Consider the following 14,591-nt stretch of genomic DNA (forward strand, 5'->3'; position numbering starts at 1 on the left):
GAACCCAGCCTCATCTGCCGTGACCCGGCATCGTCATCCCGCCGACAGCACGCTTGGTCGCGATGCCCACCCCGAGCCGCAATGCCGCCGCCAGGTCGTCTTGCGTGTCGATGTCACAGCGCAGTCCGGGCCACGGGCGGGTCAGTTCGATGGCGCCCGAATCTGCATGGCGCCGTGCCGAATTGGGTCCGAACCCGGGGTCGAGCGGGATACCGAACGCGAAGAGTGCGGCGGTACCGGTGCCGTGCCGGTCGGCCACGAAGCTGCGCGGCGCCGCGCGGGCCGCCGAGAGTGCCTGGGCCAACTCGCGGGCCTGAAGGGCAGGTAGGTCGCCTTGGAGCACGGCGACGTTGTCGGTGTGGGATCGGATGGCTGCCTCCGCGGTGCGGAGCGCGGTGTTCAGCGGGTCGACATGACCGACCGGAGTCGGGTCCATCAGGACCTGCGCGCCGTGGCTCCTTGCGGCTTCCGCAGCCACTTCGTCAGGGGTGACGACGGTGATCGTCTGCACGGCGGGTACTGCCGAGGCGGCCGCGATCGTGTCGCCGAGCATGGCGAGCACCAGCTCTTCGCGCGCACCGTGGGCGAGCGCATCGAACATCGGCGCCAGTCTGGACTTCGCCGCGCCCAGGCGTTTGATCGCGATGATGAGCCCGACGGTCGTCGAGGCCCGGGCGAAAGTGGCGGAGGTTCCGCTCATGCCTGCCATCCTGCCAGCAGCGTGCGCCAGGCTAGATTTGTTCCCGTGGTTAACGCGGCAGTCATGGGAGCCGGGGCGTGGGGTACTGCGTTGGCGAAAGTGCTCGCCGACGCGGGCAACGACGTCACGTTGTGGACCAGGCGGCCCGAGTTGGCCCAAGAAATCAATGCCACTCACCGAAATGTCGGATATGTGGGTGACGTCGACCTGCCTCCGTCGATCCGCGCGACGAGCGACGCCGGCGCGGCCTTGGACGGGGCGTGCACCGTACTGCTCGCGGTCCCCTCGCAGACGTTGCGGGCCAACCTCGAACAGTGGCGTTCCGATATCGGTGACGACGTCACGTTGGTGAGCGTGGCCAAGGGCATAGAGCTGGACACGCTGATGCGGATGAGTCAGGTCATCGGGCAGGTCACCGGCGCCGATCAAGCGCGCATCGCCGTCGTCACCGGGCCCAACCTGGCCAGCGAGGTCGTTGCCGAACAACCCGCGGCGACGGTTGTCGCGTGCTCGGACTCCGGGCGTGCCGTCACGCTGCAGCGCGCCTTGGCCACTCCATATTTTCGGCCGTACACCAACTCCGACGTCGTCGGCGCGGAGGTCGGCGGGGCGTGCAAGAACGTCATCGCCCTGGCCTGCGGGATGGCGGTCGGCGTCGGGTTGGGGGAGAACACCAGGGCGGCGATCATCACGCGTGGGCTCGCCGAGGTCATGCGACTGGGAATCTCCTTGGGTGCCAAGGGCGCGACGTTGGCCGGGCTGGCCGGCGTTGGCGATCTGGTGGCGACGTGCACGTCACCGCAATCGCGCAACCGCTCGTTCGGCGAACGGCTCGGCAAGGGGGGAACCATGGAATCGGCGCTCGAAGCCACCGGCGGCCACGTCGCAGAAGGCGTCACGTCATGTCAGTCGGTGCTTGCGCTCGCCGACAGCTACGACATCGAGATGCCCCTGACGGACGCGGTGAACCGGGTGTGCCACAAGGGGTTGTCGGTCGTCGAAGCCGTAGCGCTGCTGTTGGGGCGCAGCACGAAGCCGGAGTGATTCCGATGGACGGTCAGTACGGCGACTCCACCCGAAGCGTGACGGCCGCAGGCTCGCCCGCCGTTCCTGGGCAGCCCGTGGCGACGCCGCCGGTGCCTGCGTCGACCTACCACCTCTCGCCCGATGAGACGCTGCCGTTGGACACCTACGGCCGTGGCGCCAATCCCACGTGGCGGCAACTGGAGTCGGCGCTCGCCGAGCTCGAGGGCGCGACGTCGGCACTCGCGTTCGGCTCGGGGATGGCTGCGATCACCGCGGTGCTTCGCGTCTTCGCGACGCCAGGCAAGAAGCTCGTCGTGCCCGCAGACGGCTACTACCAGGTTCGGCGCTATGCGTCGGAAAGCCTTGTGCCGCAGGGGGTAAACGTTGTAGCGGCCACCGCCGCCGAGTTTTGCGATGCCGCATCCGATGCTGACGTGGTGCTGGCTGAGACCCCGGTAAATCCGACGTTGGACGTCGTCGACCTGCACCGGTTGGCGTTGAGCTGCCGTAGCAGGGGCGCACTGCTCGTCGTCGACAACACCACCCCGACTCCGCTTGGACAGCAGCCACTTTCGCTCGGCGCCGACCTGGTGGTGGCAAGTGCGACGAAGGCCTTGGCCGGCCACGGTGACCTGCTCGCGGGATACGTGGCTGGTAGTCACCCGGAGCTGATGGCGATGATCGAACGCGAAAGGCTATTGGCCGGCGCGATACTCGGCCCGTTCGAGGCGTGGTTGACGCTGCGTAGCCTCGGCAGCTTCGGGCTCCGGTTCGAACGTCAATGCCACAATGCGCTCGCGGTGGCGTTGATGCTGCGCGGCCATCCGGCAGTGCGCGCGGTGCGATACCCCGGACTGCCGGACGACCCCAGCCACGAGCTCGCGTGCCGTCAGATGAAGCGGTTCGGCGGGTTGGTCGGCGTCGAACTCGCTGACGCTGCGGCCGTCCACGACCTCGTCGCCCGCAGCGGGCTATTGGTTGCGGCCACCAGCTTCGGCGGCATTCACTCGTCGGTAGACCGTCGGGCGCGGTGGGGTGACCCGGTGCCCGAGGGCTTCGCACGGCTCTCGCTGGGCATCGAGGACACCGACGACCTGGTGACCGACATCGACGAGGCCCTGCGGTAGCTGTGTGCAGTATGGAACGCCTGGTCAGAGCGCTAGGTCGGGATGTTCGCACCGAACCCGGTAGCCTCTTTGTCTTGTGACCGCCCGCACGCGCGTCGCCGTGGTGTACGGCGGACGTAGTTCCGAACACGCCATCTCGTGCGTGTCAGCAGGCAGCATCCTTCGCAACCTCGATCCCCAGCGGTTCGAGGTAGTGGCTGTCGGCATCACCCCTGACGGCTCATGGGTGCTGACCGACGGCAGGCCCGAGACACTCGCCATCACCGACGGCCGGTTGCCCGAGGTCAGTGGCTCGTCGGGGACGGCTTTGGCGCTGCCCGCCGACCCGGGGCGCCGCGGCGAACTGCTGTCGCTGGGGGAGGGGCCGACGCAACTCCTCGGATCCGTCGACGTGGTCTTCCCGGTGCTGCACGGCCCCTATGGCGAGGACGGGACGATTCAGGGCCTGCTGGAATTGGCCGGAGTGCCCTACGTCGGCGCGGGTGTATTGGCCAGCGCCGCGAGCATGGACAAGGAGTTCACGAAGAAGCTGCTGGCCGCCGAAGGCCTGCCCATCGGCGACCAGGTCGTGCTCCGTCGGAACGACGCCACGGTGCAACTCGAGGACCGCGAACGGCTCGGACTACCGGTCTTCGTGAAGCCGGCCCGCGGCGGCTCGTCGATCGGCGTGAGCCGGGTGACGGCGTGGGATCAGCTGGACGCTGCGATCGAGTTCGCACGTCGCCACGACCCCAAGGTGATCGTCGAGGCCGCGGTTCCCGGCCGCGAAATCGAATGTGGCGTACTGGAATTCCCCGACGGGCGAATCGAAGCGAGCACGCTCGGTGAGATCCGGGTGGCCGGAGTGCGTGGGCGCGAGGACGCGTTCTACGACTTCGCTACGAAGTACCTCGACGATGCCGCAGAGCTCGACGTACCCGCCAAGGTCGACGACGCGGTCGCCCACGAGGTGCGCCAGCTGTCGATCCGCGCGTTCCAGGCCGTCGACGGCCAGGGCCTCGCCCGCGTCGACTTCTTCCTGACCGACGACGGTCCGGTGATCAACGAGATCAACACGATGCCCGGCTTCACCACGATCTCCATGTACCCGCGGATGTGGGCGGCCAGCGGCGTCGACTATCCGACGCTGTTGGCGACCATGGTCGAGACGGCCTTGGCCCGCGGCACCGGGTTGCGTTAGCGGGCCGGTCCCGGATTGACCGGGACGGCAGGCATCGCCTTGGCGACCGCCCCGGAGATCAGCTGGATCGGCGTCGGGCCCGATCCGTCGGGCAGCGTCAACGCGACGTAGACGGGCCGGTCGACGGCGATCCACGTGGTGCGGCCCGTGTCGGCGATGTGAAACCACGCGACGGCGTCGACCATCTGGACCGGTGCGCCCGCGATGAAGTCCGTCGGCCGATCCAGTCCACAACGCAGAATCACCGGGTCGCCATCCGCATCCGGTCGCCAGGCCGCTGCGCCTACCGGGGCGGGTTGCGCAACCGCAGCACGGCTGTAGTCGCCGAGGCGGTCGGGCAGAGCGTCGAGCAGGGCCCGGCAGGCGTCACCGTCGGCCTGCGGAGCGGGTATCGACACGATGGCGACGGGATGTTGCTCCGGGGTCTTCACGTGGAGCGCGGCGACCACGAGGATTCCGACGACCGCGGCGACGGCGACCACGATGGCCGCGACCATGACCGTGCGCGGGGGTCCGTCAGGGTCGGTTGATTGCTCCGGGCTGGCCACCCGGCAACTCTAAGGCTGGCCCCCGCCTGCGATCGGACAGGTCAGGGTGCGAGTGATGCCGGTGACCTGTTGCACATGGGGCACGACGTCGTCCTGCAGCTCGTCGAGCGTGGCCGCGCCGACGCGGACCACGACGTCGTATGGGCCGGTCACGTATTCGGATGACAGCACTCCAGGTAGCGAAGTCAGTTGCTTGGCCACCACCTCGGCGCGGCCGACCTCGGTCTGAATCAGCATGAACGCCTCCACCACCCGCGCTCTCCTCCACTCGACTCAATGAGATGCTGGGCTGCATAGAATCCACGCCGCAGGGACCAAAGGTACCGCAGGTCGCGCGGTCCTTCAGGGCACGGAGACAGCTGGCGGGAGGTGCGATGTCCGCGGAAGAACCCGAGAGTTTGGCGCAGCTGGGCGAGTTCGCCGTCATCGATCGGCTGGTGACCGGGCAGGAGCAGCCGGAGGCCGTGGTGCTCGGCCCCGGCGACGACGCCGCCGTGGTGCGGGCGCCCGACGGTCGGACCGTGGTGTCGACGGACATGCTCGTCGAGGGCAGGCACTTTCGGTTGGACTGGTCGACGCCGGTGGACGTCGGCCGCAAGGCGATTGCGCAGAACGCGGCCGACATCGAGGCCATGGGTGCCACGCCGACGGCGTTCGTGGTGGCGTTCGGCGCGCCGGGTGACACGGCCGCCGCCGACGTCTTGGCCCTGTCCGAAGGGATGTGGCAGGAAGCCCGCGTCATGGGTGCGGGCATCGCAGGCGGCGACCTGGTGAGCGCCCCGCAGTGGGTGATCGCGGTGACGGCGTTGGGTGAACTCGGCGGGCGCGAGGCCGTCGTGTTGAGCGGAGCGAAGCCAGGCGACGTGCTGGCGGTGTGCGGGGAGCTCGGTTGGTCAGCCGCAGGATATGCGTTGTGGTCCAACGATATTCGCAGCTTCGAGGAACTCCGTCAACGCCATCTGGTGCCGCATGTGTGCTACGGCGCGGGGCGGGGCGCGGCAGAAGCGGGCGCCACCGCGATGACCGACGTCTCCGACGGCCTGTTGGCCGACCTCGGCCACGTCGCCCGGGCGTCCGGTGTCGGCATCGACGTGTCGCGGGCGGCCTTGGCCTCCGACCGCGAAACGCTCGCCGCGGCCGCCGAATTGGCCAAGGCCGATGCGTGGGACTGGGTGTTCGGCGGCGGGGAGGACCACGCGCTCGTTGCGACGTTCCCCGGACCGGTGCCTGCAGGCTGGCGGCCTATCGGCGCCGTCGTCGACGGCGTGGCGCGCGTGCTCGTCGACGGGAATCCGTGGTCGGGAAATCCGGGCTGGGAGTCGTTCAGACCAGGCCCTGGGCCAGCATGGCGTCAGCCACTCGGGTGAAGCCCGCGATGTTGGCTCCGACCACGTAGTCGCCTGGTGCGCCGTATTCGTCGGCGGTCGACAGGCAGCGGTCGTGAACGCGACGCATGATGTCCGCCAGGCGCTGCTCGGTGTCCTCGAAGGTCCAGGAATCACGCGAAGCGTTCTGCTGCATCTCCAGCGCGCTGGTCGCCACACCGCCGGCGTTGGCCGCCTTGCCCGGCGCAAACACCACGCCGGCCTTCGCGAAGATCTTGACGGCGTCGGGAGTGCACGGCATGTTGGCGCCCTCGGCGACGATGCGACAACCATTCTCGACCAGGCTCGCGGCGTCGGCTTCGCCGAGTTCGTTCTGGGTGGCGGACGGCACCGCGATGTCGCAGGGAACCTGCCACGCAGAACCTCCCTCGACGAACCGCACCGGACCACCTCTCGTGTTCGCGTAGTCCTCGATCCGGCCGCGCCGGATCTCCTTGATGTCTTTGAGCAGTTCGAGGTCGATCCCCTTCTCGTCGACGACGTAACCGCTCGAGTCCGAACAGGCCACCACCGTGCCGCCCAGTTGGTGGACCTTCTCGATCGCATAGATCGCTACGTTGCCCGAACCCGAGACGACGACACGCTTGCCTTCGAAGGATTGGCCAGTGGTCGCCAGGATCTCGTTGATGAAGAAGATCGCGCCGTAACCGGTGGCCTCCGTGCGCACCTGGGACCCGCCCCACGTCAGCCCCTTACCGGTCAAGACGCCGGACTCATAGCGGTTGGTGATTCGCTTGTACTGGCCGAACATATAGCCGATCTCACGCCCGCCGACGCCGATATCGCCAGCTGGGACGTCGGTGTACTCCCCGATGTGGCGGTACAACTCCGTCATGAATGACTGACAGAAGCGCATCACCTCCCCGTCGGAGCGGCCCTTGGGATCGAAGTCCGACCCGCCTTTGCCGCCGCCGATCGGCATGCCGGTCAGCGAGTTCTTGAAAATCTGTTCGAAGCCAAGGAATTTGACGATTCCGAGGTACACCGACGGATGGAACCGCAGGCCACCCTTATACGGGCCGAGAGCCGAGTTGAACTCCACCCGGAAGCCCCGATTGATCTGCTGTGTGCCGGTGTCATCGACCCATGGAACGCGGAAGATGATCTGCCGCTCGGGCTCGCAGAGCCGACGGATGACGGCGGTGTCGGCGTACTGCGCGTGCTTCGCGACGACGGGTCCGAGGCTGGTGAGAATCTCGTAGACGGCCTGGTGGAATTCGACTTCACCGGGGTTGCGACCCAGCACTTCCTCGAACACGTCTTGCAACTTGTCGTCAAGCGCAGTGATGGTCACGGGTTAGGAGGCTAGCTGCACGCTTACCGGAGCCCGGCAGTAGCACCGCGATGCGTCGGTGTGCGCGCGAGACCTCGGCCTTGTCCATGGCTTGACCGGGCGCTTGCGGTTTTCGCTTGGACGTCGAGCGCGCGCGCTTTACGGAAAACCGATTGCTTTCATTGGTGGTGGCCTCACTCGTACTGGGCTTGTCTAGCGCGGACAAGGGCGGAGGCGTGGATTGTCCGGTTCAACCAAGGTGTCGTGCCATCTCGCCGCTATGGTCGATTTTGTGAGGCGCTACAGACGAATACTGCTACGAAGCGAATTCTGATTGCGCCCAGAAGTGGGTAGAAATAGGGAGGATGCAATGTCTGGTAAGTCGCGTAGTGGCGAACTCAGGAAGCCCGAAATGACGCTCAAGGAGCGTCGAGCAATTAAGCGCGAAAAATTGGTTGAATACAGCATTCCTCGACGTAAGCGAAGTGGCCGACAATAAAATCGGGTCACGCGGCGACTGCTCCTGTGGCGCATACGCTCCCCGGACCGGTGGTCGTTCTGAGGGTGTCGGGCCGCGATGAGTTCGGGCCGGTTCGCGAGTCGGTTCTTGCATGACGACCAAGCCCGGCCAACCGCCCATCGTCGACCTTGCCACCTGGCAGGCCGCCCGTGACGAGCTCCTTATCCGAGAGAAAGCCCACACCCGCGAGGGGGACGCCATCGCCGCGGCCCGCCGTCGGCTGCCGATGGTGGAGTTCGACGGCACGGTCGCGGTCGTGGGGCCCGACGGCCCGGTCCCATTCCTGGACCTGTTCCAGGGGCGTGACGAACTCATCGTCTACAAGCACATGTGGCACGACGGCGCCCCGCACCAGGGGCAGTGCGGGGGCTGCACCACCACGGCCTGGCACGTGAAGGACGCCGTCTACCTCAACGCCCGCGGCGTCTCCTACGCCGTCCTGACCGAGGGCCGGTGGGATGAAGTGGCCCCCTACGTCGAGTTCATGGGGTACACCGAGCCCTGGTACTCGGTGCGCGACCTCGACGCGCCGGTTGGCGACAGCATGGGCTCGATCACCTCATACCTGCGCGACGGCGACCGCGTGTTCCTCACCTACGCCACGACGGCCCGGGGCAACGAGCCGGTCAACGGGTCCATGGGCCTGCTCGACATGACGCCGTACGGCCGCGGTGAGACGTGGGAGGACAACCCGGAGGGCTGGCCCGAGGGGCGCCACTCGTGCTGGTCCTGGTGCGCGGACGCGGACGGGAACGCCACATGGGGCCCGACCAGTCGCCCGGTGCCGCAGTGGACCCGCCCCGGCGCGACGCCCGTCACGACACTCGGACGACACGGCGAACAGCATTGAGCGGTTCCGCTCGGCTATGTTGACCCATCGTGACTGCACGCCCACTTCCCGAACTCGTCGACGACGGCTGGGCTCGCGCGCTGGCGCCGGTGGAGCCTCAAGTGAGTCAGCTGGGGGAGTTCCTGCGCGCCGAGCTCGCTGCCGGGCAGCACTATCTACCCGCTGGCCCGAACGTACTGCGCGCCTTCGGTTTTCCGTTCGAAAGCGTGCGTGTACTGATCGTCGGGCAGGACCCGTATCCCACTCCGGGCCACGCGGTGGGGCTGAGTTTCTCGGTCGCCCCGGACGTCCGCCCGATTCCGCGCAGCCTCGACAACATCTTCAAGGAGTACGTCACGGACCTCGGCCATCCGACGCCGAGTAGCGGTGACCTCACGCCGTGGGCGGAGCGCGGGGTGATGCTCCTGAACAGGGTGCTCACCGTCCGTCCCGGCAATCCGGCCTCGCATCGAGGCAAGGGGTGGGAGGCGGTGACGGAGTGCGCTATTCGCGCGTTGGTGGCCAGGCCCCAGCCGCTGGTCGCGGTGCTGTGGGGACGTGACGCGAGCACGCTCAAGCCGATGTTAACGGGCGCGAAGTGCATGACGATCGAATCGGTGCACCCGTCGCCGCTTTCGGCGTCACGTGGATTCTTCGGCTCGCGGCCCTTCAGTCGCGCCAACGAGCTACTCGCCGAACTCGGTGCGGAGCCGGTCGACTGGCGACTTCCCTAGCGCAAAAAACTCGCCGAGGCTGCTGGAAGCGCGCGATCTGACGACCGCGAGCTCACCGCAAGCTCGGCGATGAGGGGAGAGGGGTGGAGCGACTAGCCCCGTGCGACCTTGCCGGCCTTGAGGCACGACGTGCACACGTTGATGCGCTTCTTGTTGCCGCCCGGACGGTCGACAGCGTGCACGGTCTGGATGTTCGGGTTCCAGCGTCGGTTGGTCCGACGATGAGAGTGCGACACCGACTTGCCGAAGCCGGGACCCTTCGCGCAGATATCGCACACGGCAGCCATGGTGAACTCCTCAATCAGTACTTTGGGGGTCTGGGTCGTGCGCCGCGACCGGCACGGTTCGACCCGACAACCTGATCAGGATACCGGCCAGTGCAGCTATCGCCAAAACGGTGTCCACCACGGTGAATGCCGCGAGCGGAGTGTCAGGCACGCTCGCTAGGCTTGCGCCTACTGGTGGATCGCGCTGAGCGCTCGCGCGAACAGCGGAAAGCGGCTGGAGGTGGGGTGGAGGTCGAGATGTCGCCCCGTCGGCTCGATGCGACCGCCCTACGCGCCTGGGCGCACACCTCGGTCGACGAACTGATCGCGCACACCGACGAGATCAACGAGCTCAACGTCTTCCCCGTCGCCGACGCCGATACCGGCACGAACATGCTGTTCACGATGCGTTCCGCGTGCGCGAACACCGATGGGGTGCCCGTCTCTGCAGACATCCTCACCGTGGCCTCCGCGCTCGCCGAGGGTGCGCTGCACGGGGCGCGCGGCAACTCCGGAGTGATTCTCTCGCAGATTCTGCGAGGCCTGGCCGACGTCGTCGCCGAGGCGGCACTCGAACGCCGCGGCGCGCTCGGCGATGTCGACGGCCAGGTGCTCGCTGCTGCGCTGCGGCACGCGGTCGCCCTCGTCGTGACCTCCGTCGGCGAAACGGTCGCCGGCACCATCGTCTCCGTCCTTGCGGCGGCCGCCGGGGCCGCCGAGCACGCTGCCGGCGTCGGTAGAAACCTCGCCGACGTGGTGTCCGCGACGTGCGAGGCCGCGGTGATCGCGTTGGACGAGACGCCCCGACAGCTCGCGGTGTTGGCCGAGGCAGGCGTGGTCGACGCAGGCGGGCGCGGACTCCTCGTGCTGCTCGACGCGATGGCAACCACGCTCACCGGTCAGGTGCCGCATCGGCGCGAATACCAGCGTGCCAATCCACATACCGCGCCGGCGGCCACCACCGTGGCGCCACCCCAGTTCGAGGTGATGTACCTGCTCAGCGGCTGCGACCATGGCGGCATCGAGCGGCTTCGCGAGCGGCTGGAGACGTTGGGAGAGTCGGTCACCATCGCCGCGTCGGGCGAGGGTGACCACTACTCGGTGCACGTCCACGCCGACGACGCGGGTGCGGCCGTCGAGGCGGCGTTGAGCATCGGGGCGCCAAGCCGCATCCAGGTGACGGCGCTCACCGGCACCGCGGCGGCGCGGCCGTCGGGGGGCTGGAGCCGCGCCCGCGCCGTACTGGCGATCGTCGACGGCGACGGTGCGGAAGCGCTCTTCGCCGGGGAGGGCGCGAACGTGCTGCGGCCCGAGGCGGACGTGGCAATCAGTGCACAACGCCTACTGCGGGCGCTCGTCGACGTCGGGGCCGCGCAGGTCATGGTGCTGCCGAATGGATACGTCGCGGCCGAGGAATTGGTTGCGGGGTGTACCGCGGCCATCGGATGGGGCATCGACGTGGTGCCCGTACCTGCCGGCTCGATGGTGCAGGGCCTGGCCGCCCTCGCGGTCCACGACGCCGCCCGCCAGGCCGTCGACGACGGCTATTCGATGGCGCGCGCCGCAGCGGCGGCCCGCCACGGCTCGGTGCGGCTGGCCACCGAGGAGGCGTTGACCTGGGCGGGCATGTGCAAACCAGGCGATGGGCTCGGCATCGCTGGCGACGAAGTGCTCATCGTTGGTGGCGACTTGGCCACCGCCGGCGCGGGCCTGATCGACCTCCTACTGACGTCGGGAGGCGAACTCGTCACCGTGCTGACGGGTGCGGACGCCGACACGACCGTCGGGATGGCATTGCAGGAGCACGTCCACCGCGAGCATCTCGGCACCGAGTTGGTGACCTATCACACCGGGCACCGCGGCGACGCGTTGCTGATCGGAGTGGAGTAGCAGTGGTTGTCCTCAGCGACCGGCTGGACCGCGTCATCGGTGCCAAGTCGGCCAAGCCGCTCGCGGAGCACTTCGGGATCGAGACGGTCGACGACCTGTTGCGGCACTACCCACGCAAGTACAGCGACGGCATGACGGTGCGGGGCGAGGGGGAGGACCTCGAACTCGAGGAGGGGCAGCACGTCACGTTCGTCGACACCATCACCGACGTCGTGTCCAAGCCCATGCGACGCCAACCGGGCAAGCGCCAACGCACGTATGCCGTTGTCACGCTCGGAGATCGACGGCCGAAGGTGACGGCCACGTTCTTCAACGCCGACTACCTGGTGAAGCAACTCCCGGTGGGGTCTCGGGTGATCCTGTCGGGCGAGGTCTCGTACTTCCGGCAGGTGATGCAGCTGACTCATCCGGCCTTCCTGGTGCTTGACGGGCCGGGCCAGGGCAAGGGCAGCAAGTCGCTGGCCAAGATCGCCGAGGGCGCCGACGACGTCACCGACATGCTGGCGGCCTTCGAGCGGGACTTCTTCCCGATCTACCCGGCGTCGGCGAAGGTGCAGAGCTGGGACATCTACGCGTGCGTGCGCCAAGTGCTCGCGGTGCTCGACCCCATCGAAGACCCATTGCCGGAAAGCGTTCTTCGACAACGGAATTTGTGCTCGGAGGACGAGGCGCTACGCGCGATACACATGTCCGATCGCGTGGAGGACCGCGAACGGGCCAGGGCGCGGCTCGCATTCGACGAAGCCGTCGGACTGCAGTGGGCATTGGTGGAGCGCCGGCACGGCGGGCTCAGCGAGACCGGTCCACCCGCACCGCTGCGTGACGACGGACTGGCGGCCGGGTTGATGCGCCGGCTGCCGTTCGAACTCACGGCCGGGCAGGAGCTCGTACTGGACGTGCTGACAACCGAACTCGCCGACACCAAGCCGATGCACCGGATGCTGCAGGGTGAGGTCGGCTCGGGCAAGACCATTCTCTCGGTGCTCGCCATGTTGCAGATGGTCGACGCCGGGTATCAGTGCGCGCTACTTGCGCCAACGGAAGTGCTTGCCGCCCAACATGTCAGATCCATTCACGACGTGCTCGGACCGCTGGCGTTGGGGGGCCAACTCGGCGGGGAAGAGGTGGCGACGCGTGTCGCGCTGTTGACGGGATCGATGTCGCCGCAACAGAAGCGGCAGGTCCGAGACGAGGTCGCCCGAGGTGAGGCGGGCATCGTCGTCGGCACGCACGCGCTGTTGCAGGACACCGTGGAGTTCCAGAACCTCGGGATGGTCGTCGTCGACGAACAACACCGATTCGGTGTCGAGCAGCGGGACCGGCTGCGCGCCAAGGCAATCAGCGGGATCACGCCACACCTGCTGGTCATGACCGCGACCCCCATACCACGCACGGTCGCGTTGACCGTCTACGGCGACCTCGAGACGTCGGTATTGCGCGAATTGCCAAGAGGTAGACAGCCGATCAGCACCAACACGATCTTCACCAGGGAGGAACGTCAGAAGAGGTGGCTCGACCGGGCCTGGCTGCGGGTTCACGAGGAGGTCGCCGCAGGCAGGCAGGCGTACGTGGTCGCCTCGCGCATCGACGACACCGAAACGGGTGGTGCGAAGGAATCCGGTCCACCTCTGATCGACGTCGTCAGTCTGTTCGAAAGCCTCGGGCACGGTGCGCTCGCGGGGCTGCGACTCGGGCTTATGCACGGTCGGTTGTCCAGCGACGAGAAGGACGCCGTCATGTCGGCCTTCCGGGCCGGTGACATCGACGTGCTGGTGTGTACCACCGTCATCGAGGTGGGCGTCGACGTACCCAACGCGACGATGATGGTTGTGATGGACGCCGACCGGTTCGGCATCAGCCAGCTGCACCAGCTGCGCGGGCGCATCGGCCGCGGGCAGCATCCGAGCCTATGCCTACTGGTCACCAAGATGTCTGAAAACTCAAAGGCCGCAGCGCGGTTGAAGGCGGTCGCCAGCACGCTGGACGGATTCGAACTGGCCGACCTGGACCTGCTCGAGCGGCGCGAGGGCGATGTGCTCGGGCTGAACCAGAGCGGACGGCCCATCACCTTGCGCCTGCTGTCGCTCGCGGAGCACCGCGAGCTCATCGAGGCGGCAAGGAGTTTCGCAGAAACGGTGTACGAGGCCGACCCTCAGTTGGTGCGCAATCCCGGAATCGCGCTACTGGCTGCACCATTCAGCGAATCCGAGCGCGTCGAGTACCTGGACAAGGCGTGAAGAAGCTTGGCTGGCTGATCGCCTTCGTCGTACTCGCGCTGGTCGTGGCCGTACAGGTGAGCATCGTCAGTCAGCGCACGCCGCAATTCATCGCCAGAGCCGACGTGCCGATCGTCGCCACGGGAACCGACGTGCTCGCGGGAATCCCGGAGATACCCGTGCGCATCCACGGGCACGACTACCGCAGAGCGGCTTTCGGCGACTCGTGGACTGATGACAACACCGCACCCGGCGGCCGCAACGGCTGCGACACGCGTAACGACATCCTCGATCGAGACCTCGTCGACAAGACGTATGTCTCGATCAAACGGTGCCCCCACGCGGTCGCCACCGGCACGTTGTACGACCCGTACACCAACGACGTCATCCACTTCACCCGGGGAAACCAGGTCGGGGCAGCGGTGCAGATCGACCACATCGTCCCGCTTGCGCTCGCCTGGGATCTCGGAGCACGGGATTGGACAGACGAACTGAGGACGCGGTTCGCCAACGATCCAGCCAACCTGATCGCGGTCCAAGGGCAGGCGAACCAGGACAAGGGCGATGAGCAGCCGGCCGATTGGATGCCGCCCAACCACGCGTTCTGGTGCCAGTACGCGGTGCAGTTCGCTGCGGTCCTGCGGGGCTACGGTTTGCCCGTCGACGCGCCGTCGGCGCCCGTGCTGCGCGAGGCCGCAGCCACCTGCCCGACCGCGTGAGCCGCCGTGCGACTTGTGGAGTTCTTTCGGCGCCCACCGCCGATCGAACTCCACAAACCGCTCGGCTACGTTCCGGTGTGGCTATGCGGGTCCGGCAAGAACTCAACGCCTTCGCCATCACCTTCGCCGACTGCATGTCGAAGCGAAACGACCTAACCGAAGATGCCGCTTACACCGC

At 67.4% G+C, this 14,591-nt stretch carries 14 protein-coding genes; 9 read left to right on the plus strand and 5 right to left on the minus strand.

Annotated features, from left to right (window positions below; translation table 11 throughout):
• Nucleotides 1–10: 10 nt before the first annotated feature.
• Nucleotides 11–700 (minus strand): 2-phospho-L-lactate guanylyltransferase, encoded by a 690-nt coding sequence (gene cofC / locus SLQ30_RS17900; RefSeq protein WP_319446981.1) that lies wholly within the window; start codon nt 698–700, stop codon nt 11–13.
• Nucleotides 701–745: 45 nt separating this feature from the next.
• Between cofC and SLQ30_RS17905 the strand changes: the two genes are divergently transcribed.
• The 3 genes from SLQ30_RS17905 to SLQ30_RS17915 all read left to right on the plus strand — a co-directional run bounded on the left by SLQ30_RS17905 (nt 746) and on the right by SLQ30_RS17915 (nt 4,033).
• A complete protein-coding gene (locus tag SLQ30_RS17905; protein ID WP_319446980.1) occupies nt 746–1,744 on the plus strand; it encodes an NAD(P)H-dependent glycerol-3-phosphate dehydrogenase in 999 nt (332 codons plus the stop codon).
• Nucleotides 1,745–1,749: 5 nt separating this feature from the next.
• Complete coding sequence (locus SLQ30_RS17910) at nt 1,750–2,853, plus strand: cystathionine gamma-lyase (protein ID WP_319446979.1); 1,104 nt, start codon at nt 1,750–1,752, stop codon at nt 2,851–2,853.
• A 76-nt stretch (nt 2,854–2,929) separates the two neighbouring features.
• Nucleotides 2,930–4,033, plus strand: a complete 1,104-nt coding sequence (locus tag SLQ30_RS17915; RefSeq protein ID WP_319446978.1) for a D-alanine--D-alanine ligase family protein — start codon at nt 2,930–2,932, stop codon at nt 4,031–4,033.
• Here SLQ30_RS17915 and SLQ30_RS17920 read toward each other — a convergent pair.
• Complete coding sequence (locus SLQ30_RS17920) at nt 4,030–4,530, minus strand: DUF3515 domain-containing protein (RefSeq protein WP_319447290.1); 501 nt, start codon at nt 4,528–4,530, stop codon at nt 4,030–4,032. The two genes, SLQ30_RS17915 and SLQ30_RS17920, sit on opposite strands and share 4 nt — an antisense overlap.
• Before the next feature lie 60 nt (nt 4,531–4,590).
• Nucleotides 4,591–4,833 carry an Lrp/AsnC ligand binding domain-containing protein gene (locus tag SLQ30_RS17925; protein ID WP_319446977.1) on the minus strand — a complete coding sequence of 81 codons (243 nt, stop codon included), beginning with the start codon at nt 4,831–4,833 and terminating at the stop codon, nt 4,591–4,593.
• Nucleotides 4,834–4,955: 122 nt separating this feature from the next.
• Between SLQ30_RS17925 and SLQ30_RS17930 the strand changes: the two genes are divergently transcribed.
• Nucleotides 4,956–5,948, plus strand: coding sequence for a thiamine-phosphate kinase (locus SLQ30_RS17930; protein WP_319446976.1), 993 nt, complete (start codon nt 4,956–4,958; stop codon nt 5,946–5,948).
• Here the strand turns inward: SLQ30_RS17930 and gdhA are convergent.
• Nucleotides 5,905–7,254: an NADP-specific glutamate dehydrogenase gene (gdhA, locus tag SLQ30_RS17935; protein ID WP_319447289.1), complete on the minus strand. Its 1,350-nt coding sequence runs from the start codon at nt 7,252–7,254 to the stop codon at nt 5,905–5,907. The genes SLQ30_RS17930 and gdhA overlap by 44 nt on opposite strands.
• A 596-nt stretch (nt 7,255–7,850) precedes the next feature.
• Between gdhA and SLQ30_RS17940 the strand changes: the two genes are divergently transcribed.
• A complete protein-coding gene (locus SLQ30_RS17940; RefSeq protein WP_319446975.1) occupies nt 7,851–8,609 on the plus strand; it encodes a DUF899 family protein in 759 nt (252 codons plus the stop codon).
• Nucleotides 8,610–8,638: 29 nt separating this feature from the next.
• Nucleotides 8,639–9,322, plus strand: a complete 684-nt coding sequence (locus tag SLQ30_RS17945) for a uracil-DNA glycosylase (RefSeq protein ID WP_319446974.1) — start codon at nt 8,639–8,641, stop codon at nt 9,320–9,322.
• A gap of 92 nt (nt 9,323–9,414) precedes the next feature.
• On the opposite strand, the gene rpmB is transcribed toward SLQ30_RS17945, so the two are convergent.
• Entirely contained in the window at nt 9,415–9,609 is a 195-nt protein-coding gene (gene rpmB, locus SLQ30_RS17950) for a 50S ribosomal protein L28 (RefSeq protein WP_319446973.1), read from the minus strand.
• A 237-nt stretch (nt 9,610–9,846) separates the two neighbouring features.
• On the opposite strand from rpmB, the gene SLQ30_RS17955 reads away from it, so the two are divergent.
• Genes SLQ30_RS17955 through SLQ30_RS17965 form a run of 3 tightly spaced genes read left to right on the plus strand, consistent with a single transcriptional unit; the run spans nt 9,847 to nt 14,413 of the window.
• The gene (locus tag SLQ30_RS17955) at nt 9,847–11,478 is read left to right on the plus strand and encodes a DAK2 domain-containing protein (RefSeq protein WP_319446972.1); all 1,632 of its coding nucleotides are present in this window, start codon (nt 9,847–9,849) and stop codon (nt 11,476–11,478) included.
• A gap of 2 nt (nt 11,479–11,480) precedes the next feature.
• Nucleotides 11,481–13,715 carry an ATP-dependent DNA helicase RecG gene (gene recG, locus SLQ30_RS17960; protein ID WP_319446971.1) on the plus strand — a complete coding sequence of 745 codons (2,235 nt, stop codon included), beginning with the start codon at nt 11,481–11,483 and terminating at the stop codon, nt 13,713–13,715.
• Nucleotides 13,712–14,413, plus strand: a complete 702-nt coding sequence (locus tag SLQ30_RS17965) for an HNH endonuclease family protein (RefSeq protein ID WP_319446970.1) — start codon at nt 13,712–13,714, stop codon at nt 14,411–14,413. Before recG ends, SLQ30_RS17965 begins: the two co-directional genes overlap by 4 nt.
• Nucleotides 14,414–14,591 lie beyond the last annotated feature (178 nt).

The sequence above is a fragment of the Mycobacterium sp. RTGN4 genome (genome assembly GCF_033804635.1).
In the GTDB taxonomy this organism is placed as follows: Bacteria; Actinomycetota; Actinomycetes; order Mycobacteriales; family Mycobacteriaceae; genus Mycobacterium.

Bases quoted from the DNA above. Each gene is read 5' to 3' on its own strand.
- cofC (WP_319446981.1), bottom strand. From the start codon at position 700: ATGAGCGGAACCTCCGCCACTTTCGCCCGGGCCTCGACGACCGTCGGG.
- SLQ30_RS17910 (WP_319446979.1), top strand. From the start codon at position 1,750: ATGGACGGTCAGTACGGCGACTCCACCCGAAGCGTGACGGCCGCAGGC.
- SLQ30_RS17920 (WP_319447290.1), bottom strand. From the start codon at position 4,530: ATGGTCGCGGCCATCGTGGTCGCCGTCGCCGCGGTCGTCGGAATCCTC.
- SLQ30_RS17930 (WP_319446976.1), top strand. From the start codon at position 4,956: ATGTCCGCGGAAGAACCCGAGAGTTTGGCGCAGCTGGGCGAGTTCGCC.
- SLQ30_RS17940 (WP_319446975.1), top strand. From the start codon at position 7,851: ATGACGACCAAGCCCGGCCAACCGCCCATCGTCGACCTTGCCACCTGG.
- rpmB (WP_319446973.1), bottom strand. From the start codon at position 9,609: ATGGCTGCCGTGTGCGATATCTGCGCGAAGGGTCCCGGCTTCGGCAAG.
- SLQ30_RS17955 (WP_319446972.1), top strand. From the start codon at position 9,847: ATGTCGCCCCGTCGGCTCGATGCGACCGCCCTACGCGCCTGGGCGCAC.